21 protein-coding genes are annotated in these 24,627 nt (G+C 64.4%); 12 read left to right on the top strand and 9 right to left on the bottom strand.

The genetic code is table 11. From position 1 onward, the window contains the following. Positions 1–2: 2 nt before the first annotated feature. The 3 genes from tsaB to RIE53_05225 all read left to right on the top strand — a co-directional run bounded on the left by tsaB (position 3) and on the right by RIE53_05225 (position 3,229). A complete protein-coding gene (gene tsaB, locus RIE53_05235) occupies positions 3–668 on the top strand; it encodes a tRNA (adenosine(37)-N6)-threonylcarbamoyltransferase complex dimerization subunit type 1 TsaB (GenBank protein ID MEQ9104081.1) in 666 nt (221 codons plus the stop codon). A 24-nt stretch (positions 669–692) separates the two neighbouring features. After that, a complete protein-coding gene (accD, locus tag RIE53_05230) occupies positions 693–1,535 on the top strand; it encodes an acetyl-CoA carboxylase, carboxyltransferase subunit beta (GenBank protein ID MEQ9104080.1) in 843 nt (280 codons plus the stop codon). Positions 1,536–1,801: 266 nt separating this feature from the next. Beyond that, on the top strand, positions 1,802–3,229 hold the full coding sequence (locus RIE53_05225; protein ID MEQ9104079.1) for a SpoIID/LytB domain-containing protein: 1,428 nt from the start codon (positions 1,802–1,804) through the stop codon (positions 3,227–3,229). A gap of 18 nt (positions 3,230–3,247) precedes the next feature. Here the strand turns inward: RIE53_05225 and RIE53_05220 are convergent, their stop codons facing one another. From RIE53_05220 to RIE53_05200, 5 genes are read right to left on the bottom strand one after another with little or no spacing between them, the layout of a single operon-like run. After that, positions 3,248–4,108 (bottom strand): GNAT family N-acetyltransferase, encoded by an 861-nt coding sequence (locus tag RIE53_05220; GenBank protein ID MEQ9104078.1) that lies wholly within the window; start codon positions 4,106–4,108, stop codon positions 3,248–3,250. A gap of 32 nt (positions 4,109–4,140) precedes the next feature. Beyond that, positions 4,141–5,433, bottom strand: coding sequence for an MFS transporter (locus RIE53_05215; protein MEQ9104077.1), 1,293 nt, complete (start codon positions 5,431–5,433; stop codon positions 4,141–4,143). Further along, a complete protein-coding gene (locus RIE53_05210) occupies positions 5,430–8,477 on the bottom strand; it encodes a hypothetical protein (GenBank protein MEQ9104076.1) in 3,048 nt (1,015 codons plus the stop codon). The genes RIE53_05215 and RIE53_05210 overlap by 4 nt, the downstream gene beginning before the upstream one ends. Before the next feature lie 41 nt (positions 8,478–8,518). Beyond that, on the bottom strand, positions 8,519–10,009 hold the full coding sequence (locus RIE53_05205) for a family 10 glycosylhydrolase (GenBank protein ID MEQ9104075.1): 1,491 nt from the start codon (positions 10,007–10,009) through the stop codon (positions 8,519–8,521). Then, on the bottom strand, positions 10,006–10,500 hold the full coding sequence (locus tag RIE53_05200) for a GNAT family N-acetyltransferase (GenBank protein MEQ9104074.1): 495 nt from the start codon (positions 10,498–10,500) through the stop codon (positions 10,006–10,008). Before RIE53_05200 ends, RIE53_05205 begins: the two co-directional genes overlap by 4 nt. Positions 10,501–10,569: 69 nt before the next feature. Here RIE53_05200 and RIE53_05195 point away from each other — a divergent pair, with 69 nt between their 5' ends. Continuing rightward, the gene (locus tag RIE53_05195) at positions 10,570–11,352 is read left to right on the top strand and encodes a phosphatase PAP2 family protein (GenBank protein MEQ9104073.1); all 783 of its coding nucleotides are present in this window, start codon (positions 10,570–10,572) and stop codon (positions 11,350–11,352) included. Between the two features lie 64 nt (positions 11,353–11,416). On the opposite strand, the gene RIE53_05190 is transcribed toward RIE53_05195, so the two are convergent. Together RIE53_05190 and RIE53_05185 are read right to left on the bottom strand one after the other, a co-directional pair. Then, complete coding sequence (locus tag RIE53_05190) at positions 11,417–12,412, bottom strand: L-threonylcarbamoyladenylate synthase (GenBank protein MEQ9104072.1); 996 nt, start codon at positions 12,410–12,412, stop codon at positions 11,417–11,419. Next, on the bottom strand, positions 12,403–13,842 hold the full coding sequence (locus RIE53_05185; protein ID MEQ9104071.1) for a polysaccharide deacetylase family protein: 1,440 nt from the start codon (positions 13,840–13,842) through the stop codon (positions 12,403–12,405). The genes RIE53_05190 and RIE53_05185 overlap by 10 nt, the downstream gene beginning before the upstream one ends. A 127-nt stretch (positions 13,843–13,969) precedes the next feature. Between RIE53_05185 and RIE53_05180 the strand changes: the two genes are divergently transcribed. Genes RIE53_05180 through RIE53_05145 form a run of 8 tightly spaced genes read left to right on the top strand, consistent with a single transcriptional unit; the run spans position 13,970 to position 22,189 of the window. Further along, entirely contained in the window at positions 13,970–15,196 is a 1,227-nt protein-coding gene (locus RIE53_05180) for an HD domain-containing protein (GenBank protein MEQ9104070.1), read from the top strand. A 16-nt stretch (positions 15,197–15,212) separates the two neighbouring features. Then, positions 15,213–16,697 (top strand): aldehyde dehydrogenase, encoded by a 1,485-nt coding sequence (locus tag RIE53_05175; GenBank protein MEQ9104069.1) that lies wholly within the window; start codon positions 15,213–15,215, stop codon positions 16,695–16,697. Continuing rightward, entirely contained in the window at positions 16,690–17,115 is a 426-nt protein-coding gene (locus RIE53_05170; GenBank protein ID MEQ9104068.1) for a Rid family hydrolase, read from the top strand. Before RIE53_05175 ends, RIE53_05170 begins: the two co-directional genes overlap by 8 nt. Positions 17,116–17,120: 5 nt before the next feature. Further along, positions 17,121–17,627 (top strand): 3-hydroxyanthranilate 3,4-dioxygenase, encoded by a 507-nt coding sequence (locus RIE53_05165; protein MEQ9104067.1) that lies wholly within the window; start codon positions 17,121–17,123, stop codon positions 17,625–17,627. Positions 17,628–17,653: 26 nt separating this feature from the next. Continuing rightward, positions 17,654–18,694: an amidohydrolase family protein gene (locus RIE53_05160; GenBank protein ID MEQ9104066.1), complete on the top strand. Its 1,041-nt coding sequence runs from the start codon at positions 17,654–17,656 to the stop codon at positions 18,692–18,694. Next, positions 18,691–19,554, top strand: coding sequence for a cyclase family protein (locus tag RIE53_05155; GenBank protein ID MEQ9104065.1), 864 nt, complete (start codon positions 18,691–18,693; stop codon positions 19,552–19,554). Before RIE53_05160 ends, RIE53_05155 begins: the two co-directional genes overlap by 4 nt. Continuing rightward, entirely contained in the window at positions 19,555–20,790 is a 1,236-nt protein-coding gene (gene kynU, locus RIE53_05150; GenBank protein MEQ9104064.1) for a kynureninase, read from the top strand. It begins immediately after the preceding gene. Between the two features lie 28 nt (positions 20,791–20,818). Continuing rightward, positions 20,819–22,189, top strand: a complete 1,371-nt coding sequence (locus RIE53_05145) for an NAD(P)/FAD-dependent oxidoreductase (protein ID MEQ9104063.1) — start codon at positions 20,819–20,821, stop codon at positions 22,187–22,189. Between the two features lie 62 nt (positions 22,190–22,251). On the opposite strand, the gene RIE53_05140 is transcribed toward RIE53_05145, so the two are convergent. After that, entirely contained in the window at positions 22,252–23,190 is a 939-nt protein-coding gene (locus RIE53_05140; GenBank protein MEQ9104062.1) for a hypothetical protein, read from the bottom strand. 347 nt (positions 23,191–23,537) lie between these two features. Next, positions 23,538–24,620, bottom strand: a complete 1,083-nt coding sequence (locus RIE53_05135) for a tryptophan 2,3-dioxygenase family protein (GenBank protein MEQ9104061.1) — start codon at positions 24,618–24,620, stop codon at positions 23,538–23,540. Positions 24,621–24,627: the final 7 nt, after the last annotated feature.

Below are 24,627 nucleotides of genomic sequence, written 5' to 3'. Positions count from 1 at the left end.
AAATGATGTGGATGGCGATCGATACATCAGGTGAGCGATGCAGCGTGGCCCTCGAGACCGAGGCCGGCTTGCTCCTGCGACAAACCGATGCGCCGCGCCAACATGCGCGCAGCGTGGCTCCGTTCATGCACGAATTGCTGAAGGAGGCGGGTGGGAACGGCCCGGACGGCGCAGCGAACGCTCGTGCAGCCCTCACCGGCGTGGTGGTCGTGGCCGGACCCGGATCCTACACCGGGCTCCGGATTGGCATTTCGTCGGCCAAAGGCCTGTGCTTTGCCCTGGGCATTCCCCTGCATGCGCTCTCTACACTGGACTACCTGGTGGGCTCGGCGGGGGTTGCTCCGAACACATCCGTTTTCGCCATTGAGCGGGCACGGCGCGGGGAGCTCCACGTCGGGGGGGCGGGACTCCCCGATCAGGTCATGGAAGACGCGGCGTTCCGCGATCTCCTGCACGGTGCCGACGCCATCCTCGTGGTCCGTGACCCCCGGCTGGCCGACGAACTCATTGACGCGAATTTCGTGGCACCGGAACGCATCCGCATCGTTCACCCGGACGCGCGCAATGCCATCCATATCGTACGTTCCGCTCCCCATTCGTACCTTGTACACGATATGGCTCCGTTCGAACCGTTCTATCTGAAGGATTTCGTAGCTCGCAGCGCCTGAGCATCACCCATTCCCCACAACGCCATGTCCTGGTTCATCCGCAAATCGGCCGGCATCAAGACCGAGACCAGCAAACAGAATGAAGTCCCAGACGGACAATGGGTCAAGTGCGCTGGATGCGACCAGACGGTCAATCGTCGCGAACTGGCCCGCAACCTGCTGGTCTGCCCGAAATGCGACTATCATTTCAAGATGCCCAGCATGGGATACTTCGAATTGCTCTTCGACGACAAACAGTTCGAACTGCATGATGAAGACATCCTCCCGGCCGATCCGCTCGGGTTCACCGACCGCAAGGTCTACGCCGACCGGCTCAAGGACACCCAGAAGAAATCCGGACTGAACGATGCCGCGCGTGCCGCCGTCGGCAAGGTCGGCGGCCACGCCCTGTCGGTGGCGGCCATGGATTTCGGGTTCATCGGTGGCTCCATGGGATCCGTGGTGGGCGAAATCATTGCCCGCGCCATCCGCCGCGGCTATGAGAACGAAATGCCCGTCATGGTCATCGCGCAGAGTGGCGGTGCCCGAATGATGGAAGGCGCCCTGTCGCTCATGCAGATGGCCAAGACCTCGGCGCATCTGGCGAAGCTTGACGAAGCGGGGTTACCCTTCATCGTGTTGCTCACCAATCCGACCACGGGCGGCGTCACGGCATCGTTCGCCATGCTCGGCGACATCCACATCGCCGAACCGGGGGCGCTCATTGGATTTGCCGGGCCGCGCGTCATCCGCGAAACCATGGGCCAGGACCTGCCCTCCGACTTCCAGACCTCCGAATTCGTGCAGGAGCACGGCTTCGTGGACCTCATCATCGACCGCCGCAACCTGCGCGACGAATTGGCCCACCTGCTGGACCTGATGCTATAAAAGAGCGGGACCTCCGGTGCACCCACTTCACCGGAGGTCCCTCGTAGCTACCGATCTCACAATCACCCTTCGTTGGAGAGGTAACAGTAGCTCACCCGACGATATGGTAGGACAAGTACCCAGCCATTGCCAGTGGATTCGCCCGAACCGTCCATCCCACAGCCTGAGCGGATGAAGCCGGGCCCTGATCGGCAGCATACCCGATAGCTTAAATCGCGTGTCGCGATTGTCGATACGAGGGAGAGTAACCTTTCGACTCCCCCTCGATGACTCCAGCTTCCATACTGAAATCCGTGTTCTTCGCGTTGCTCCTGGCGACGACCCTCCCGCTGGAGGCTGCTTCGTTACGAGGCGACGAGGTTCGCGTCGTTCTCGGTCCGCATCGTTCCCCGACTGTGGAGGCCGCTCCTGGCGCGCGGATCTATCTGGACGATGCACGCGATGCGTGGCTCGAGTTGGAGACAGCCACGCAGGTGGATATCACACCGCGCGGCAAGCAAATCCGCGTGACCATCGGCCGGACAACCCGGGATGCGTCGCACATCGCGATTGAATCGCCGGACGGACATGCCTCCCGCTACGGAACAACCCGGTATCGGGGCACCCTTGAATTCACGACAGACCGGGCTGGAAAGCGGCAGGTCGTCAACCGTGTGCCCCTGGAAGAGTATGTGGCCGCGGTTGTGGCCTCCGAATACGGCCTGAACGACAAGGAGGGCGCCCGCGCCATGGCTATCGTCGCCCGTACCTATGCACTGGCCGTCATGGATTCAGGCGGTGTCCTCCGGGACGATGAGCGCTCACAGGTCTACCGGGGAGAGCAGCAGTTGACGGCCGCGGCCATCGATGCGGCGCGTTCCACGGCCGGAATGATCCTCACCCATGGGGGAAAACCCATTGAAGCCGTCTATTCGTCCTCCAACGGGGGCCATACGGCGGCCAATGCCAATGTCTGGGATTCAGAACCCCTTCCCTATCTGGTGGGGAGAAAAGATTCGTTCGATGCTGTTTCGCCGCATGCGTCCTGGACGTTCGATATCGACAAACAGGCGCTCCACCGACTCTTTTCCGTCAAATACGGAATGGATGTGGATCGGGTGGATGTCGCGGATACGTCCGACGATGGTCGGGTCCGGCGTGTCGTCTTGTCGGCGCGCTCAGGCGGGGACCGCGTCATTACGGGGACCGCATTCCGCGCGATCATTGCCGATTTTTACGGCGCATCGTCCGCGCGCAGTACCCGTTTCCGTCTGTCCGAGCAGAACGGTGCGTATCGCCTTGAAGGCGGCGGCTTCGGCCATGGTGTGGGGCTCAGTCAATTCGGCGCCCACGGCCGCGCCCTCGCCGGGCACTCATTCCAGGAAATCCTGGACTTCTACTATCCTTCGACGCGTCTGGAGCGTCTCGATTCGGCTGCGGATCCTGCTGCCCTGCTCGAGATGCCCGTCCTGGCCCGTCTTACCGAGCCATCCGAGGCGCCTTCAAATGAGGGATCGGGCGTAACTCCGATTCCTCAAGAAAAAAGTTCAACTTTTTCTTCGGGCACTTCGGAGCGGGCTGCTTCGCGTGTAATAGATGCCCATGCAGCCTGGGGACGCGGTTCGGCCAAAGCCGGCCTGACGGATGAGCGTGCAGAAGTCAACGATTCTCCTGCGCCCGCCGACACCTCCTCCTCCCGGCGCCGCGGCTGGTAAGCCGGCAAAACGGCTGAGTCAGAGCGCCTTCTCCATCCGCATGAACACGCGGGACACCTGGGCGCCGGCAGCGTCGTGGTAGAAGCCGACGGGACCGACCCACGGAATGGTGGCCTTCGGATGCCCTTGCTGCCGGATGTCCTCCAGGCAGCGCAGCAGCAGCGCACGGCCCAAGCCGTGTCCCTCCCACTCGGGAACGGTTCCCATGGGCCCGAACCACCCCGTACCGTGGTTGTTGGCATCGTACGCGGCAAATGCCACCAGTTCGGCCGCTGTGTCCGGTTGGGCCACATGCAGGCTCAAGGGGCTATTCGACAGGGTCCGCTCAATCTCTCCCCGCCATGCCGGCCAGTGCTCGTCAATCAGATGAAGCACGCGGTCCCGGTCGTCGGGCGATGCGCGCCAGACATGGAAGGACGCGCCCGAGGCGCTCGTCATGGAGCCCGCCTCCAGGCTGGACATGGGATGGTCGGGCAATGCCACCTCCAGATTCATGGTCATGCCGATCTTGACGTAGCCGCGGCGGCGAAAAAACGCGCCCGCGGCCTCGTACCGCACGTCCAGACCCGGGGTCAGATAATTGGGCGGGCTCTCGCCCAGCCGGACAACTGAAGCGCCGCCCGTGCGCATGGCATCTTCCAACGCGTCCACAAGCGCGGTCCCGATGCCCTGGCGCCACCAGGGCCGGGCGACGGCATACATCTTGATGACACCCCGCTGACCCCTGACCACGGCCACGCCGAATCCGGCCAACCCATCGTCCCGGATGTCCACGAACGGGGCACCCCCTGCAAGATCAGGATCCGCCCACACGTTCTCGTGGAATAGCTCCGGGCTGAGCGCATCGAATCGGGAAGAGGCATTCCAACAGGCCAGCATGGCTGCCGAGTCGGCGGGAGTGGCCGGGCGTATCATTTTTTCGACCTTCCGAATGCCGGATCCAGCGGGACGAGGCCCGAAACGATGAAGCCCGGAATGGTGGCCAACAGCACGTAGACGAAGAACATCTCGTACCCGAGCCACTCCTGGATGGCGCCGGAAACCATGCCCGGGAGCATCATGCCGAGCGCCATGAAGCCCGTGCAGATGGCAAAATGGGCTGTTTTGTGGGGTCCGTCGGACACGTAAATCATATACAGCATGTACGCCGTGAAGCCGAATCCGTAACCGAATTGCTCGACGGCCACCGCCGCGTTCACCACCCAGAGGGAGTCCGGCAGCGTCCAGGCGAGGAAAATGTAGACGGCATTCGGCACGTTGATGGCCACGACCATCCACCAGAGCCAGTATTTCAGGCCCTGCTTGGCCGCCAGGAAGCCCCCCAGAATCCCCCCGGCGGTCAGCGCCAGGATGCCGACGGTGCCATAGGCAAACCCGACTTCCGCCGTGGAAAGGGCCATGCCACCCACTTCCGGTGCATCGAGGAGGAATACCGACGCCATTTTGACGAGTTGCGCCTCGGCGAAGCGGTACAGCAAAAGGAACGCCAGGATGAGGCCGATCTTCGGCTTGCGGAAAAAGGAGGCAAAGGTCGCCACGAAATCGGCCAGCACGGACTGCACGGAATCGTGGACGGCGCCCACATCCGACGCCGGACGTGGCAACACCCACCGGTGGAACAGCATGAGCAGCAGGAACACCCCCGCGATGATCCCGAACGTGAGCCCCCAGGCGTGGGCCACGTCGTCCTGCCGGACTTCAAGCCACCCCGCGAGCATGACCAGTAAGCCCTGTCCCGTGATCATGGCCAGACGGTAGAACGTCGAGCGGATACCCACGAACCACGCCTGGTTGGAATCGTCCAGGGCCAGCATGTAGAATCCGTCGGCCGCGATATCATGCGTGGCGCTGCTGAAGGCCACCAGCCAGAAGAACGCCAGCGACCACTGGAAGAACGAATCCATTTCAATGGTGAATGCCACGCCCGCCAAGGCCGCCCCGATCACGAGCTGCATGGTCACGATCCACCAGCGTTTGGTTTTCAGGATGTCCACGATCGGGCTCCAGAGCGGTTTGATGACCCAGGGCAGGTAGAGCCAGCTCGTGTAGAGCGCGATGTCCGTATTGGAGATCTCCAGGCGCTTGTACATCACGACCGACACCGTCATGACCAGCACGTACGGAATGCCTTCGGCGTAATACAGCGAGGGCAGCCAACTCCAGGCGCGCCGGCGGTCCCGGGCAGTGGTTTCAGGTGTGGTCATCGGATGGTGTAGTCAATCAACAGGTTCATGAACCGGAGGCGTTCGGCGGCCCCCTGGATGGTTTCGAACGGAAAACCGAGGACCACGACTCCGCCGGGTCCAGCCCGCCCGACCGCCGCGCTCATGTTGTTGTCCGTATAGCGAAGGAGCGTTTCCGCGGAGCCGGCGGGTTCAAGGGCGTCCGGGGATTCCACGCGGTACACCGGTGCCGTCACGTCGGTATTGAACATGAGCGTCGGCAGTTCGCCGGGGAAGGCCGACGGAACGAAGGTCAGGCGACCGGTCTGGACCGCGTGGTCCGTTCGCCACGTGAAGCCGAGCACCTCCGCGGCAAAGGCGCGGGAGAGGCTGTCGGCCCGTGGACCCGCCGTATCGGTCGCCACGTGCGCACCGGAGACAAGCACGCTGCCCCCCGTCGCCACATACCGGGCCAGGGCTGTCCGGAACGCCTCGGGCAGGGCCGGGAAGTCGGGCCCGCGCTCTTCGCCCAGGATGACATCCATGAAATCATAGGCGGAGGTGCTGAATCCGGCGCCCATGCCCGAGCCGGTACCCACCCCCGCCATCAATACCTCATCGCTCACCGTCGACACCGAGAAGCCGGCATCGAGCAGGGCGCGGCCGTGTACCGACGGGTAGTTGAACGTATTTCCGATGGTCGGCGTCGTTTCGTACGTGGCGTAGCTTGCACCGTGCCCAGGGGAGTCGTCGTCCAGCCACGGGGACGCATCGTCAAAATCATATTGATGCCCGATCCAGGCCACGTCGGTGCCCTCGGCCACCCCCTCATCGCGGAAATGGGCAAAACCCCTGAAATTGCCGATGTCCACCGTGTCCGGCGCGGCGAGCCGGTCGAATCCGGCCACGATCAGGGCGTTTCCGTCGGGAATGCGCGCATGCGGCAAGGCCGGGTATCCGGCCGAGACTTCCTCCGACCACAGGCTCTCCCCACCCTCGTTAACGGCCGATACGCGGAAACTGTACAACACGCCGCGTGCTGCCTGGCCTATCCGGAACGTTGGTTGGTCAACCGGGATGCCATTCCCGAAGGCCCCCTCGTCTTCCCGCATGTACACGACCCAGGACGACGGTGTCGCCGTGGGTTCGAGCGGATCCTCCCGGGACTGCCAAGAGAGCGTGATCGTCCGGTCCCTGGTTTCCACGGCAAGATGATCCGGCGGCAGGGGCGAAATCACCGGCTCGAAACCGTATTGCCCGGCCAGGAAGCGGACCATGCTCTTGTGGATGGCCCGGGCGACGTGGAACCGGAACGTCGGGTCGAGCGCCAGCTGCATGTCGGCGAAATTCTGGTGCGACAGCAGCTCCAGCAGCACCCCGGGCACGTTCGGACGCACGGCCTCGCTGTAATCCCGGTCCCAGATGGCCCGCCGGTTCCAGTCCGGCCGGTAGAGCGCCCGGATGTCGGACGTGAGCTGCGTCTGCATGAGGTCGCCCAGATCGCGGTTGGCGAAGCGGGACACGCCGTCCGGGTAGGTCCGGTCCCCTTCCGCGCCCGTCGAGCTGTAAATCATGAGCGTGCCGATGGTCGTGGAATCGCCCGTTACTCCGGCATCCGTATGGAAGGCCAGCGAAAGGTCCACGGGCACGCCCAGTCCCCCCTCCATCCGGTTCTTGTTGGGTCCCCACGGACGGCCCCGCAGGTAGTTCACCCACTCGGCCCGGCCACGGTAGTCGTCCACGTAGTCATTCGTGGTATCCGTCACGTTGTATACAAGCGATGCGGGCATGCCGGCATACTGCATCCAGTAGCGCGCGCCCTCCACGAAGCGGGGGCGTCCGCTGGTCGATCCGCCGCGCGAAATCGAACCCATGCCGCCTCCGAACCGGACCGCATCGGCCGACACGTACGTGCCCGGAGCGGAGCCCTCGTTCGACAGGCGGACCGCACCGCCGTCAGGTGACACGCCCTTTTCGAAGAAGAAATGTCCCAGGTACACCCATGTGCCCCCCGACATCCGCTGATCGACGCGGAAGCGGGAAATGCCGCCTGCGTGGTGCACCCGGTATTCGGCGTCCGGTGCCGCCGCGTCCATGCGCGCCCAGGACACGTACACGGCGTATTGACCGTCCTCAGGGATGTCCGGCACCCAGGCGATTTCCGCCGGGGTCTGCGCCGTGGGATCCTGGTCCGGTGAAAGGGCCTCGTGGGCTATTACCGGGGCGAACCGATAGGTGCCCAGTTCGAACGGGTTCTCCTGGTCCACATAGGCCTCACGCCATGCGAAACCGTTGCCCACGCCGGTCTTCCACGACGCGCCCTGCGGTCCGACTTCCAGATAGCGGGTGCTGTCACCCGTGGAACTGTCATTGTCCACAAGCACTTCCCGGTGCTGGAAATCCCGCTCCCGTGGAATGTGCACGTTGGCTCCGGCCCGCTCCAGCATGGGCGCCAGGTACGGCACCACGAAAGACAGCGGCAACACGTCTTCGACCGTCTGGAACAGGCGGGCGCGCTGCCATTCCCACCGGTCCAACCGTCCCTCCCAGTACCACCCGTGGCTCGGCCACACGGCAATGTGCCGGCCGTGCAGCGCGCCCGCCCGCCACGGGGCGTCGAGGGGCGTCACCAGCGGGCGGGGCTCCGGAGCGATCGTCGGTCGCTTGGACGGATCGGGGTCGGCGGCGAGGATGTTCGGGATGAGGGTTTCGGCCGACGTGCCGAGCGCCCGGAATTCAATGTCCCACACTGTTTTGTCGGCATTTCGATCGCCACCTCGCAGTCCGTCAGGAAGATGCGTCCGCAACCCCGCCTCCAGATGCGCGAGCGTCTCCTCGCGGAACGGAATCTGGGCAAACGCCGGATTCATGTACAGGGTGAGCTGCCGGGCGGCCATGTCCACTCCCACGGAATCCAACCGCGATCCGGGATCGCACACCGCGGTCCGGCATGTGTCCAGGAAATCCTCGGTCGACACACGCACGGCATCCGATACCCGCTCCGGGGTGTCCAATGCCATCCGGGACGACGTACAGGCACTCAGACCGACAGCGGTCACAATCAGGAAAATCAGACGGAATCGCATGGCGGTGGGCAAGCGGGGTTCAGCGAAAACACAGGGGATCATCAAAACGTCAGGGTCGCCGGGGAAGATACGTGCCCGAGGCGGGATACGGCCCGGACGGCCACGCCGCGGACGCCTTCGGCTGGCGGGCGGAGCGACTGCTGCCAGCCGGGGACCCGCTCAAAATGCCAGTTCCGTCCGTCCCACCAGTGGACGGCCCACACGAACACCGGCTCGCGTCCTGCTGGGCGCACGGCCACGTAGCCCCGCTCGGCGGTCAACGCCGGCGCAGCCGGCGCTTGACCGCCGAGCCACGGTGAAGCCGGCACAATAGCCGCTTCGTCATAGGCGGCGGCAACGGCTTCGCCCATGCCGTGGGCGGCCGGCATGAGCGCTCGCATGGAAAAATGGACGTTCCCGGCCGCGCCCTCCGTACGCTGTGTGTGTTCAATCTGACGGACAATTTCGGCGGGCTCCCACCAGGCCGTCCCCTCCAGGATGACCCGGCTCGTGTACAGCCCCGGCCACATATGCCGGTCATGGTGGTTCTCGGCCACCCACCAGTCGAGCAGCGCCGCATAGGACTGCCCCTCGCTGTCCATGGACCAGTACAATTGGGGCGTCCAGTAGTCAATCCAGCCCTCATTCAGCCATTTCCTGGCATCGGCATACAGGCCGGCGTACTGGTCAAAACCCCGCACGGTGGGCGGATGCCCCGGCCGCCAGATCCCGAACGGACTGATGCCGACCTTCACCCACGGCTTGCGCGCCTTCACGCCCTCGTACAGGTTCTGGATGAACACATCCACGTTGCGTCGCCGCCAGTCGTCGCGCGCGAGCCCATCCGTACTGTCGGCCCGCCAGTTCGCCTCGTCCGGAAACTCCACATGGGCCCCGTCCTCATCGGAGACCGGGTACGGATAGAAATAATCGTCCAGATGCACACCGTCCACGTCGTAGCGCTCCACGACATCCATGATCACGGCCATGCTCTGGGCGGTCGCTTCGTCCGATCCCGGCTCGAACCACATCAAATCGCCATACGTCACGACCGAACCCGGCAGGCGCTTGCTGGCGTGCAGCGCGGAAATCGAGTCGGTAGCCGTGGGATGCAACACCCGATACGGATTGAACCACGCGTGCAGCTCCAAACCGCGGCGGTGGGCTTCCTCGACCGCGAAGGCCAGCGGATCGTAGAACGGTTCCGGCGCGCGGCCCTGTACGCCTGTCAGGTAATACGACCACGGTTCGAGGGGCGATGCATAGAACGCATCGGCCGTCGGCCGGACCTGGAGCACAATGGCATTCAGCCCGATTTCCACCGCGCGGTCCATCATGGTGCGCAGTTCCTGCTGTTGCTGAAGCGTCGACAGGTCCGGCGAACTGGGCCAGTCGATGTTGGCCACGGTGGCCAACCACGCGGCCCGGAACTCGGCGGTGGGGGCCGGCACCGAGCGCGGCATGCCCCCGCCCGGCGCCCACGATGGCGCGGTCGATGCGCATCCTCCCAAAAACCCCACAAAAAGGACGGTAAACAGCAGATTCCGGATCATTCGTTTGGATGGGTCGAAGGGTTTGCAGCGGCAGCGCGAACAGTCAGGCTGTAGTGGTCGAATTCGGTGTCGAGCTCCCAGCCCAGGTCCTCATAGACGGATTTGGCCGCCGCATTATCCTTTTCCGTCGCCAGGTCCAGCCCCAGCGCCCCGGTTTCCCGGGCATACTCGGCCGCCCGGCGGAGGAGCGCCCGACCCACGCCCCGGCGACGGGCATGCGGTGCCACGTACAGATCGTTCAGGAGCCAGGTCCGGCCCATCCGCACCGACGAGAAAATGGGGTACAATTGCGTGAAACCGAGCGGCGAGGAGTTTTCGGCCAAAAAGACCACCGAATCCGCATTTCGCAGGCGTTCCTCCATGAATCGACGGGCCCCGTCTTCATCCGACGGCTTTCGGTAGAACACCCGATAGCCGTCAAACAGTTGCGTCATTGCATCCAGATCACTCAATGTTGCGCGTTTCAGGACGATCCCTTCATCGGCCGTCATATCCATATCCTCCCCGTGCCGTGCCGGGTACCTGTTCGTAATTTCCTGAAGATACAACCCGCTCCCTCCATGCCCACGCCCACATTGCTGATCGTGCTCTTCGCCCTGTCATCCGCCTTCGTGCGGACGGCTGGTGCGCAGGGAGCTGACGATCCGCTCCGGTTCGGTCGCTGGCTGGTCCAGGACGTCCGGGGGGCCGTTCCAGCCGTTGTCCGTACATCGCCCGTCCGGCTGGGCGCGGTTGCCGGGGTTATCATCACCACCTCCATCTGGGATTCGCGCCTGTCGAGGGAAGCTCGGGTCTTCGACGACTCCGAACCCCTGAAGGCCGTTGAGGAATTCGGCGATGCCGATGCCATGCGGCCCCTGGCCCTGGTCATTTTCGTCGGATCGCTCTTCCAGGACAATCCCCGCGTGCAGGATGCGGCATTCACGAGCCTGGAAGCCCTCGCCCTGGCCAACGTGGCCACCAACGCGTTGAAGCTCGGATTCGGCCGCGCCCGTCCCTGGCAGACCGGAGCCGCGAATGTGTTCGATCCGTTCTCCGGCAACACCTCCTTCCCGAGCGGCCACGCCACGACCGTTTTCGCCGGCCTCATGCCCTGGGTCTACTACTTCCCCGGGCCCAGCACCTACGTGCTGGCCGGCCTCGGACTCTCGACCGCCTTTTCCCGCGTCGCCCTGCGCCACCACTGGCCCTCGGACGTGATCGGCGGCGCCTTCATGGGCAGCGCCGTCTCGTACTGGCTGTACCGCCAGCACACCCGGGATGCTGCAGACGGCACTTTTGGCAGCACCCGCGTCACTCCTGTCCTGGGCGCCCGCACGGTGGGTCTTATGGTGACGTTCTGAGCCGGCTGCACCACCCGCGAACGGCCTTCGCTCTGTAATATATTAGTTGTATACAGCTGATATATCAGTGTGATGCGCGTTCGAGTCGGTCCAGCAGGGCGGAATGGATGGCGGATTCGGGTACTGTGGGGAAAGTGTTGGATGCGGTCGGGCCGGACGTGGGTTCGCGCAGGTCTTCGCAGACGATGTCGCGGATGCCTTCTTTTTCGCAGGTGCGGAAGTAGGCGAAGAGGCGGCGGGCGTAGTCCTCTACGGTGGGGACGACTTCGACGCGGCGGAGGAATTCGGCGGTGTCGGGACTCGGGGGGTGGAGCCCGAGCCAGGCCGCGCCCGGGGGCAGCGGGGCATCGGCGCGGGCCAGGAGGACCCGGCCTTCGGGGCGGTAATGCGGGTGGCGGACGCCCGGGCTGCGGCCGGTCTCGAGCTCGCCGCTTGCGGCGAGCCGCGTGGCGGGCTCGATCGACCGCAAGTCGGCAAGGCCTATGCTGCCTCGGCGCAGGACGACCGGCTCGGCGGTGGTGCAGTCCACGACCGTCGATTCGAGCCCGACCCGCGCTCCACCCCCCTTCAGCACCGCGTCAATCCGGCCGTCCAGGTCGTCCATGACCGCCTCCCACGTCGTGGGGCTCGGCCGGCCGCTGCGGTTGGCGCTCGGCGCAGCCACGGGAATTCCGGCGGCCCGGAGCATGGCGAGCGCGGCCGGATGGTCGGGCATGCGCAGCGCGACCGTGTCCAGCCCGGCCGCCACCCCATCCGCCAATACCTCCGACCGCCGCAACACAATGGACAACGGGCCCGGCCAGAAGGCCTCCATGAAGCGGGCGGCCGGCGGCGGCACATCCACGACGAGCGGCGCCACATCGTCCACGCTCGCGACATGGACAATGAGCGGATTGTCCGCCGGCCGCCCCTTCGCCCTGAAAATCCCGGCGATCGCGTTCGCGTCGAGCGCGCTGGCGCCCAATCCGTACACCGTTTCCGTGGGAAAGGCCACCAAGCGGCCTGCCCGCAACAGCGCGGCGGCCTCCTCGGCGCTATCCAGGAGCCGCGTCACTCCCATGCCGACATGACGCCCGACACGGAGGAGAGCATGGCCTTGTGCGCCCGCGCATCGTCCAGCGTCCAGAGGAAATGGTCGCCCCAGCCCGGGCAATCCGCCTCGTCCCAGAGCGTGTTGTGCCAGAGGCCCACGAACACCCCGCCGAACCGCTCCGCTGCGCGCAAGAGGGGCCGTGTCGCATCGATGGCTCCTTCCGTGGAGTGCCCTTGACGGTTGAACAGCGCCGATTCCATGCAGGTCAAAGGGACTTCCCAGAGCGGCAGCTCCTCACGGGACACGGGATCGAACAGCGGAAACGGGAGGCACGTCCCGGCCCGGAAGCCGCCCTGCGAAGACAGGCCGAGGGTGGAATCGAACACGAATTCGGCCCGCGCAGCCAGACGCGCGGTCGTCGCGTGCCGCCAGCGTAAATAGTGCATGCGGACGGACGCCAGACGGCGGCCCGTGGTCGCCTCCAACGTCAGCCGCTCGGCGTCCAGGTGCGCGGCGTGATTCCAGGCGTGGTACGACGGATGCAGCCCGACCTCGAATCCGGCAACGCGCAGAGCGTGGAGCTGCTCGGCCACGAACGGATCGTCCAGATCGTACTGCACATCCCGGGAGCCCCGTGCGGCCGCCTTGAAGAAATACGTGCCCTTGCCCCCACGCGCCTCTGTTTCCTCTCGCATCCGGATGAGGGCATCGCGATAGGGATCGCCGGCCTCGAAAAGGCCTTTTACGGCATTCACCACGCGACCTGCGCGTTTTCCAACGGGCTCATTGGCCTGCCCCATCACGCCCCGCTGCACGATTTCCCGCCAGAAGATGCCGGGCCGCCATTTCCGGGTGTAGTCCACGTCGTGGGTCGGGCATACGGCCCACGTGTGCTCGCCGAACGAGCGGCGCACCACGTCCACCCCATTCTCCAGGAGCGCCGAGGCCACCACCAGGCGCCAATACTCCACAATGGGACGGTCCGCAACGCCGAGCTCCACGGGCAAGGTCAACGCATCGGGCATGCGGCCGTGTTCGTCGCGTGCCACGGTCCGAGCCTCATGGAACCCGCCCAGGAGGTATGCGATGGCAGCAATGGGGTCAAAGGACAGATCCCCGTCACTGCCTGCATCGAACAGGACCGGGACTGAATCCCCATCAATCACGACCCGCCGAACCCCTGCACACCCTCCAAACCGATCTCCGCCGGCGAAAAGCGCCTGCGTCGCATCGACCGGCACCACGCGTACCCATCCGTCCGGCGCGGCGTCCGGGTCGGTGCCGTAATACAGGCCCACCTCCTCGCTGCACGCATCCACCATCTTCACCTGCAACCGGAAGGGCAACAGGCACATGCGCAGGCCGTACTCCGCCACGGGCCGGAACGCATCCGGGACATCCACCCGACAGGCGAGCTCCGGTCCCCGGGCGACGGGCGAAAAGGCGGATGGCGACACGGCAGTCAATACGTTGGTGGAATTCCTGCGGCTATTCGTTCAGATATTTGCGACCTTACGATACAACATGCCACCCACATCATTGATCGGCAAATTCAAACTTTTCTCGGATCCCGTACACGGTTTCGTGTCCGTTCCGAAGGCTCTGGTGCTGGACCTCGTGCAGACACCGGAAGTGCAACGGCTCAGGCGCATCCGGCAGCTCGGCGTGGGGCACATGGTCTTCCCGGGGGCCGAGCATTCCCGCTTCGGGCACGCGCTGGGCGCCATGGCGCTCATGCACGACTGCCTGGCCTCCCTCCAGGAGAAGGGCACGGCGCTCTCCGCGGAGGAAGTCCGCGCCGCCATGTGCGTGGCGCTCCTGCACGACGTGGGTCACGGGCCGTTCTCCCACACGCTGGAGCACGAACTGATTGCCGATTTCGAGCACGAACAGATGTCGCGAGCGCTGATCGTGCGTCTGAACGCGCGCTTCGGAGGCGCACTGGACGGAGCGCTGGCCATTTTTGACGATACGCATGCACGGCCGTGGCTCCACACCCTGATTTCGAGCCAGCTGGACATGGATCGCCTGGATTACCTGCGAAGGGACTCCTACTACACTGGCGTGGTCGAGGGCCGCGTGGGTGTGGGCCGCATCATCCGTACGATGCGCGTGGTCGAAGACGAGGGGCAGGAGCGGATAGTCGTGGAGGCCAAGGCCCGGTATGCCGTCGAGAACTTCCTGATTTCGCGCCGCCTGATGTACTGGCAGGTGTACCTGCACAAGACGGTGCTGGCGGGTGATCACCTGCTCAGGAGCGTCATCCGGCGGGCGCGCCACCTGCTGGAGGCCCGTTCGGGCGCCGATGTCCACTCCCACGCCTCCCGCGCATTCCTGTTTTTCCTGGAAAACCGCCTGTCGGCCGCCGATGTCGCGTCGAACGAGGTGCAGGACCAGTACGTGGCGCTCGATGACACGGACATCATCCACACGCTCAAGACGTGGAGCCATTCGACGGACGCCATCCTGGCCGACCTCTGCACGCGTTTCCTGAACCGCAATTTCTTCCGGGTCACGTTCCGGGATGAGGATGCGATGCCCGAGGATCCGACGATGCTCCGGCAACGCGTAGCGCGGTACCTCGAGAAGGAGGGCTTGCTCCAGGAGCCTGGCGACGTGGACTACTACCTGTTTTTCTCCGAAACCCGGCACGAGGCCTACGACAGCCACGACGAATCGATTGGCGTGCTGCAACGGGACGGCCGCGTCGTGGAATTGTCCCGTGCCGTGGGCAGCGGAGCCCTGACGGGGCTCGCCGGATCGCAATCCCGCCCCTATTCCTGCTGGCCGAAGGAGGCGTTCAATGAGTGATACTTCGTCACCAAAAATGGACATCCCACGCGATTTGGGTCATTGGATCGGGTTTGGTGGCGCGGGAGGCAGGCCAGCCCAGTCCGGTGATGCCCGGCCGGGGCGAACAGCCTGGCTCGATGTTGTCGAACCCGCCACGGGCGCGACATTCGCCCGCGTGGCCGCCGGAACGGCCGCCGATGTCGACTGCGCTGTCCGCGCCGCGCAGCGGGCATTCCCCGCGTGGAGCGCCCTCCCCGCCGCCGAGCGCGGCGCGTGGATGGAGCGCCTGGCGCAGGCCGTGGAAGACCGGATGGATGCGTTCGTCGCAGCCGAGTCCAGGGATACGGGCAAACCCGTCCACGTGGCCCGCGCCGTTGACATCCCGCGCGCCATCCTGAACCTCCGCTACTTCGCCGGACTCATCCGCTTCCGCACGGAGACCCAGTCTCGGCCGCGTCCGGGCGTCACGCACACCACCGTGCACGCGCCCCTCGGCGTCGTGGGCTGCATCTCGCCGTGGAATCTGCCGCTCTACCTGTTCACCTGGAAGATTGCGCCCGCCCTGGCGGCCGGGAACTGTGTCGTGGGCAAACCGAGCGAAGTCACGCCCCTGACGGCGTGGATGCTCGGGCAGGCTGCCGCCGACATCGGTTTTCCGGAGGGCGTCCTGAATATCGTGCAGGGCACGGGCCCCGAGGCCGGCGCAGCACTGGTCGAGCACCCGGATATCAAGGCCATCTCGTTTACCGGAAGCACGACGGTCGGGCGGGACATTGCGGTGCGGGCCGCCTCGCGGCTCGTCAAGACCAGCCTGGAGCTCGGGGGCAAGAACCCCACCATCGTCTTCGCCGATGCCGATCTGGACACCGCCGCCCGCGAGGCGGCCCGCGCCGCGTTTGCCAACCAGGGGCAGATTTGCGTGTGCGGCTCGCGCATTCTGGTGGAAGCCTCCGTGTACGATGCGTTCCGCGAGCGCCTTATGGCCCATGTGGGCGCCCTCCGCGTGGGCGATCCGCTGGAGGCCACCTCGGACCTCGGCGCCCTGGTGTCGCAGGCCCACTTCGACAAAGTATGCGCGTGGCTGGAGATCGCCCGCGCGGAGGGCGCCCGCATCCTGACCGGCGGCGGACCCACCAACCCCGGCGGCCGATGCGCCAGCGGCTGGTTCATCGCCCCCACCCTCCTGGAGGGTCTCTCTCCCGAATGCCGCACGAATCAGGAGGAAATCTTCGGTCCGGTAGCCACGCTGCAACCGTTCGAAAACGAAGCCGATGCCCTGCGCCAGGCCAACGGCACGCACTACGGGCTCGCTTCGTCCGTCTGGACGGCCTCGCTCGCCCGCGCCCACCGCGTCGGAAATGCCCTCGAGAGCGGTCTTGTCTGGATAAACTGCTGGATGGAACGAGATCTGGGCATGCCCTTCGGCGGCGTAAAACAATCCGGCCTGGGCCGCGAGGGCGGTCACCACGCCCTGGACTTCTTCAGCGAAATCAAAACCATTACCGTCAACCATGAGTGACATCATCCACAGCAAACGCGCGCCCACGCCGGTCGGAGCGTATCCGCATGCCCGCCGCGTGGGCAACCTGCTGTACTTGTCGGGCGTCGGCCCCCGCCAGGCCGGATCCAAATCCATCCCGGGCGTGGACCTGGGAAAAGATGGACGCATCCTGTCCTACGACATCGCCGTCCAGACCCGGAGCGTGTTCTCGAATGTGAAGGCCATCCTGGAGGACGCGGGACTCGGCATGGAGCATCTCGTGGACATCACGGTTTTCCTGACCGACATGGCGGCCGACTTCAAGACGTTCAACAGCGTGTATGCATCCTATTTCACGGATGCCGATCATGTACCCTGTCGGACCACGGTCGAGGTCGGTGCCCTGCCGACACCGATCGCGGTCGAATTCAAGTGCATTGCCCACATTCCCGAGTGACGCCCATGATGCCACCCATTGATTTCCAGAAATGGATTGACGACAACCGCCACCTGCTCAAACCGCCGGTCGGCAACAAATGTGTCTACGAACAGGCCGGGAACTTCATCGTGATGGTTGTCGGTGGCCCGAACCGCCGCAAGGACTACCACTACAATGAGAGCGAGGAGCTGTTCTACCAACTCGAAGGCGATATCACGGTCAAAATCATCGAGGACGACACGCCCCGCGATATCCCCATCAAGGCCGGCGAGATGTTCCTGCTGCCGGCCCGCGTGCCCCACTCCCCGCAGCGCACCGAAGGCAGCATTGGCCTCGTCATCGAGAAAGTCCGCAAGGGCGACGAGACCGATGGCCTCATGTGGTTCTGCGAACACTGTGGCAACAAACTCTACGACGAGTACTTCAAACTGACGGACATCGTGAAGCAGTTGCCGCCCATCATGGAGAAATTCTTCTCGTCCGAGGCGCTGCGCACGTGCAGTGAATGCGGAACCGTCATGCAGAAGTGAGCGACCAGTCCGAGAACCATCGAGAAGTGAACGACTCCTACGATATCCATACCCATATCCTGCCGAAAACGTGGCCCAACCTGCGCGAACGGTACGGGTACGGGGGGTTCATTGAACTCGACCACCACAAGCCGTGCTGCGCGCGGATGGTCAAGGACGGCCAGTTCTTCCGGGAAATCGACCACAATTGCTGGAATCCGGAGGTCCGCATTGAAGAAGCCGCCCGGCACGGCGTAGGGGTCCAGGTGCTCTCCACGGTCCCGGTCATGTTCTCGTACTGGGCCAAGGCGGACGACGCCCACGATCTGGCCCGCCTGCTGAATGACCACATCGCCGGCGTCGTGCGCGATCATCCGGGCCATTTCGAGGGTCTCGGCACGCTGCCCATGCAGGACCCGGAGCTGGCGGCCCGTGAAGCGGAACGATGCATGCGGGATCTGGGAATGCGCGGCTTCCAGATCGGTACGCACATCAACAAGCTGTATCTGTCGGATGCGCGTTTCGATGCGCTCTGGGGCACCCTGGAGCGGTTGGATGCGTGTCTGTTCGTGCATCCGTGGGACATGATGGCCATGGATGAGATGCAGCAATACTGGCTGCCCTGGCTGGTGGGCATGCCCGCCGAAACCAGCCGCGCCATTGCGACCTTCATTTTCGGCGGGATCTTCCGCCGGTTTCCCCGGCTCCGGGTGGCGTTCGCCCACGGTGGCGGCGCCTTTCCGTTCACGCTGGGCCGATTCGAACACGCCCATGCCGTGCGGCCGGATCTGTGCGCGGTGGACAACGACGTGCCGCCCTCGGCCTATGTCGGCCACTACTATCTCGATTCGCTCGTCCACGATCCGGCCGCCCTCCGCTTCCTGGTGGACCAGGTCGGCGCCGACCGGATTGCACTGGGCACGGATTACCCCTTCCCGCTCGGCGAACTCGCACCCGGCACGCTCATCCACGAAACCGAGGGTTTTTCGGCGGACCAGCGCACGCGCATGCTGCGTGGAACGGCCCGCGAATGGCTGGGGCTGAAGCCGGCCGCCGTTCCGGGGAAAGCCCCTCGTCCCGACGCATGAACACACCCTCGAAGCCCGAAAGCGTGCTTTCCGTCACGGATCGCGGCGTGGATCTGTCCATCCCCCTCCGGTTCGATGGCCCGCAGCCCAATCTGTACGGCGTTCCGGCCGCGTCGCGCTCGGTGCTCGTGACCGATGGGTTCACCGGTTCGGTGGCCGAAGGCGGGTCGTGCAACGTCGACGCCCTCCGCCTGATTCCCCATTGCAACGGCACCCATACCGAATGCGTCGGCCACATCACCCGCGAACGGATTACCCTGACGGAATGCTGGCAGCCGCGCCTGCTGAGGGCGGTGTTGATTTCTGTTCGGGCCAGCGCCGACGCGTCCGTCTCAGCTGCCATGGTGGCGGAAGCGGCCAAGCCGTGGCTCGGCGGTGACTCCAAACTCGACGATCAGGGGCTCGGCGGTGACGCCATCCCGGAAGCCCTGATTGTCCGGGCGCTCCCCAAGGGCGCCGACCCCTTCACGACCTACGGCGTCTCTGAACAGAAACCTGGCAACCACTCGACACCCGGAGCCATCTTGCCTCCTGGAACGACCTCACCGTCCGGCCCTCCGCCGTATTTCCTGCCGGAGGCCACCGCCTGGATGCGCGCCAACGGCGTGCGCCACCTGCTGACCGACCTGCCGAGCCTGGATCCGTTGGATTCGGCGGAGCTCCTGGCCCACCGGGCCTTCTGGGGCATGGCACCGGGCCAGTCCGGCCAGCCCGATCCGCGCACGCAGACGGTCACCGAGTTCATCCACGTTCCCGGGAATCTTCCGGACGGACCCGGCATTCTGGAATTGCACGTGGCGCCCTTCGACCTGGATGCCGCACCCAGTCGCCCGGTTTTCCACCCTTCCCGCACCCCATAAATGACGCTGACGCTCGAAGATGCCCTGGCCCGTGACGCCGCCGACCCCCTGGCCCCGTTCCGACAGCGGTTCCACCTGCCTAAAGGCTCGGACGGACAGCCGCTCATCTATCTGACCGGTAATTCCCTGGGGCTGCAGCCCGTTGAGACCCGCGCCGAAGTCCTGTCGGTCCTGGACGACTGGGCAGCGCTCGGCGTGGAGGGCCACTTCAAGGCCCGGGACCGATGGGTGGACTACCATCGACCGATCGCCGACCGGATGGCCCCGTTCGTGGGCGCCCGCCCGCACGAAGTCACCGTCATGAACTCGCTGACGGTGAACCTGCATCTGCTGATGGCCGCGTTCTATCGGCCTACCGCGGAACGCTTCAAGATCGTCATCGAGGAACATGCCTTCCCGTCGGATCGATACGCCGTCCGCTCGCATCTGGCGTGGCGCGGCCTGGATCCGGACGTCGCCCTCATCATCTCGGACACCACGCCCGAGGCTGTCGCGACGCATCTCGTGGCGGGAGACGTGGCCCTCGTGCTCCTGGGCGGTGTGAACTACGCATCCGGGCAATGGCTCGATATGGAGCGCATCACCCGGATGGCACACGATGCCGGCGCCGTCATGGGATGGGACCTGGCCCATGCGGCCGGCAACGTCCCTTTGGAACTGCACGCCTGGAACGTGGATTTTGCCGCCTGGTGCAGCTACAAGTACCTGAATGCAGGGCCGGGCGGGCCCTCCGGCGTCTTCGTGCACGAACGGAACGCAGCGCAAACCGGGCTTACCGGATGGTGGGGACACGATCTGGACGATCGGTTCACCATGCCCGACGCCTTCCGGGCCGCCCGCGGCGCGGATCGGTTCCAACTCTCCAATCCCGGAATCCTCGGCCTGGCCGGTCTGAAGGCGTCGCTGACGGCATTCGAGGAGGCCGGAATGGCCGTCCTCCGTGCCAAGAGCACCGAACTGACGGCATTCCTGGAAGCCCTTGTCACAGAACGCCTTCCGGATGACATCCGGATCCTCACACCCCGTGACCCCGACCGCCGCGGCGCCCAGCTGTCGCTCCGGGTCAACGGCGGACGCGGCCGCCGCGTTTTCGAGCATCTGGCGGCCAACGGCGTGGTCTGCGACTGGCGCGAGCCGGATATCATCCGCGCCGCGCCCGTGCCCCTGTACAATTCGTTCCGGGACGCGTACGTTTTCGTGGAGCGCCTGACCGCCGCCATCAACTCCCTGCTTTGATCATGCTCCTCAACTTCCTGCTTTGATCATGCCACTCGACCGCTCCCAAACCGTATTGATTTCGGGCGCCGGCCTGGCCGGATCACTCCTGGCGCTCGCCCTTGCGCAGCGGGGGTTCCGGGTGGAGGTCTTCGAAAAGCGACCGGACCTGCGCCTGTCCAGCGGATCGGCCGGGCGGAGCATCAACCTGGCGCTGTCGGCGCGAGGCATGCATGCGCTGGAAGGAGTCGGCCTCCTCGACCGGATCCTGAAGGGCACCATTCCCATGCGCGGCCGCATCCTGCACGCCCGAAATGGCGCCCTGGAGGTCCTCCCGTACGGCCAGAACAAGGAGGAAGTCATCCGCTCGGTGTCACGACGCGGCCTGAACGAAATGCTGCTCAACGCCCTGGACACCGAGCCCAACGCTACGGTCCATTTCGGTCACGGTGTCACGGACTACGAACCGTCCACAGGCACGGTGTCCGTGGAAGGGCCTGACGGCCGCACTGAATCGCGTGTGGCCCCGGTCCTGTTTGCTGCGGACGGTGCGGGTTCCCCCGTCCGACAAGCCCTTGAGCGGCAGGCCGGCATCGTCGTCACGCAGGACATGCTCTCGCACGGTTACAAGGAACTGGAAATCCCGCCCCTGTCGGACGGTACGTTTCGCATTGATCCGCACGCCCTGCATATCTGGCCCCGTGGCACCGGCATGTTGATCGCCCTCCCGAACCAGGACGGGACCTTCACCTGCACCCTCTTCCTGCCGCACGACGAAGATCCGGGCTTCAATCAGCTCAACTCCCCGTACCTCGTCATGCGGTATTTCGAGGACCAGTTCGCTGATGCCCTGCCCCATCTGCCCGGACTGCGCCACGACTTCATGAACAACCCGACGGGGCAATTGGGGACCATCCGCTGTGACCGCTGGCACGTCGGCGGGCGCGTCCTGCTGCTGGGTGATGCGGCCCATGCCATTGTCCCGTTCTTCGGTCAGGGCATGAACTGCGCCTTCGAAGACGTGTCGGAACTCATGGCGTTGGTGGACGAAGATGCGCCCGGCTGGCAGGACGTGTTCGACCGGTTCACAGCTGCGCGGATTCCCAATGCCAACGCCATCGCGGACATGGCCCTGGAAAACTATATCGAAATGCGGGACTCCGTCGCCGACCCCGCCTTCCAACTGCGCCGGGCCGTCGCGCTCGAACTGGAGCGCCGCCATCCGGACCGGTTCATTCCCCGGTACTCCCTCGTATCCTTCCACCGGATTCCCTACATCGATGCCCGCGCCGCCGGCGAGATCCAATCCGGCATCCTCCACACCTTGTGCGATGCAATAACGGATATTGATGAAGTGGACTGGGCGCTCGCCGACCGCCTGATCGACGAGCGTTTGGCCCCGTTCGACGAGCTGGCCTGAAACTTCCGGCCCTACTCGGGCACGCCAGCCCCAGCGTGCTCGTCCGCCCTTGGGCGATTGTCTCAGCCTGTCTCCAACTGTACGGCGAAATCATCAAGCGTCGCGGCGGAAATGGCTCGCCGATGCAAACTTTTGCAAGCTTCCACTTCAGTGATTTGGTCGATTCGAGTCCGCAATTCCGGCGACACCGCGCCGAATCGCACCTCCAAGGCTTCCAGAATGCTCTCCTGAGCAGCCTCCAGACGGCCCTTCTTGATGCTTATCCGCTCCAGACTGGTGACATATGCCATGGATCTTCCCTCCTCAGAAGTGCTGAATGTGTGCCAGAAGTGTTCGTCCAGTTCGCCGGGCAGCGGAAACAGGGCGTCGAAGAACTGGATCAACCCGACTTGCTCCATCTCTGACTTTGTACTTAGCCGTTTCGAGAGTTCAAGTTTCCATTCGAACATCAAATCGTGGTCTCCTTCAGATTCACGCGCCTTCAAATAGGCGAAAACCACTATTGCAAAGCGGTTTGGACTGGCCAACAACTCCTCGTCCCGCCCCCGGAAGTCCATCAACTTTGCGACCGGAAAGTCCAGCCGAGCGCGGCAGCCTCCGAACCGGAGTTCGTACTCCGATGGACGCCAGTTCAGATCTGTATCTGCCAGAACGGCGAGACTGACTACCGGTGTGAGGTGCTTGCTGAATATCCGGGTATAATACTCGAACATCCTCCGCGCGAAACCATCGTGCGTCTGCGCCTGGATTTCGACGTGGACCAACACGAGCATGTCTTTTCCATCCCGCCCGTACACGCTCATGAGCTTGTCGACGAACAGAGTTCCTTTATTTCCGCTCCTACCCGAACGCGAACCACCGCCCAAGCGCGCCAACTCCTTGTCCAATGACTTGAATCCAAGGCTCCACTCCACGGACGCGTGCAGCTCCGGGAACAGCATCCGGGTGAAGTCCGGAAAATATTGGTCAAGTATCTCCTTCCAAGGGCTGTCCGTCTGCACGGTATTCGGGCGTCAGGTGGTCCACGCGTCTCTCTCACGTACGACAAAGACCCGACCCTACCGTGTTCATAACCAACGACCGCCGACCAAGGAGGGAAATACCCGTGGCCCTCGACTACAGACAGGCTGGTCCGATCGAATCAAAAAATGCCCTTTGTGCTGCGCCGTGCGGCAGGGTTCAATAACAGGCGCAGCCTATCGAATACATAGGATCAGCCTGTTTCTGGAGGTACCCCGCGGAAAACCACACAAACACCCTTTCCCCGTTCGATAGGATCAGCCTGACTCTCGCACGGTCAGGCAGGATCATCCTGTCCCAACCAGGATCAGCCTATCCCCTCACCTGCCTACCCGGTCCACTGGAAGCCCAACTGGCGCGCCACCTCGTCTGGCAAAGCCGGAAGCGCCGAGCGCGGAATGAAGAACGTGGACAGGTTGATGAGGTCAGTGTAGACCCGATTCCGGTCAGCCGCCTCGCGCAGGTACTTGTGCCCGGACGATCCGCCGGTGCCGATTTTCGTACCGATCATGCGCATGGCCATGAGGGCGTGCCGGTAGCGCCACGCGGTGAAGCCTTCGTCGATGTCGGCCAGGATCTGCAACAGCCGGAACGGCCCGTGGAGGATGGGTTCCGCCCGGTACAGATGGATGAGCAGCGCCGCTTTCAAGCCGGCGTGTGACAGCCTACGGTCCCCGGCCTGACGCTGCGCCTCGTACAGATCCGCATCGAAGAGCGCCCGGAAATGCTCGCGGGTCTTTTCCTGTCCCTTCAGCTGCGCGGCGATTTCCTCGGCCGTAAGGGTCACGTTTTCCCGGATGGCCCGCTCGTCGGCTTCCAGCATGCCCGATACGGCCTCCCGGTAGGCTTTCCAGAAATCGAACATGCCGGTATCCACGAACGGCGTCCGCTCCAACCAGGCCTGAACGAGATCAAAAATGGAGGGCTCCTGCTCCACCTGCTCCACGCGACCGGCATCCGCATCGTTCAACCGGGACGTGTATTTGGCATTCGAGAACCGGACGCGATCCTCGGGACGCATCCCCAGGCGATTCTCGATCATGCGCCACTGGGCGCTCTGGAAGCCGGAAGCCGGCATGAGCGCATCCCTGAATTCCAGGAAATCAAGCGGCGTCATGGTTTCCAGCACGTCTATCTGTTGCATGAGCAGGCGCTGGATTTCAGCCACGCGCTCCAGGTGATGCACGGCGGCCGCGATGTCCCGCTCGTCCACGCGCCCCCCGGACAGGCATCGGGTCACGGCATCCAGTTCCCACAGGATCTGCTTGAACCAGAGCTCATACGCCTGATGCACGATGATGAACAGCATTTCATCGTGCGCGGCCGGACCGGCCTTGGCGCTCTCAAGCTCCTGCGCACCCAGCAGTTGATCGAGCTTCAGATAATCCCCGTAATACAGGTTGCCGGCCATGGAAACG

The sequence above is a fragment of the Rhodothermales bacterium genome (assembly GCA_040221055.1).
Lineage (GTDB): Bacteria > Bacteroidota > Rhodothermia > Rhodothermales > UBA10348 > 1-14-0-65-60-17.
The sequence above is the reverse complement of the archived record's forward strand: the minus strand, read 5'-3'. Positions and strand labels throughout refer to the sequence as shown.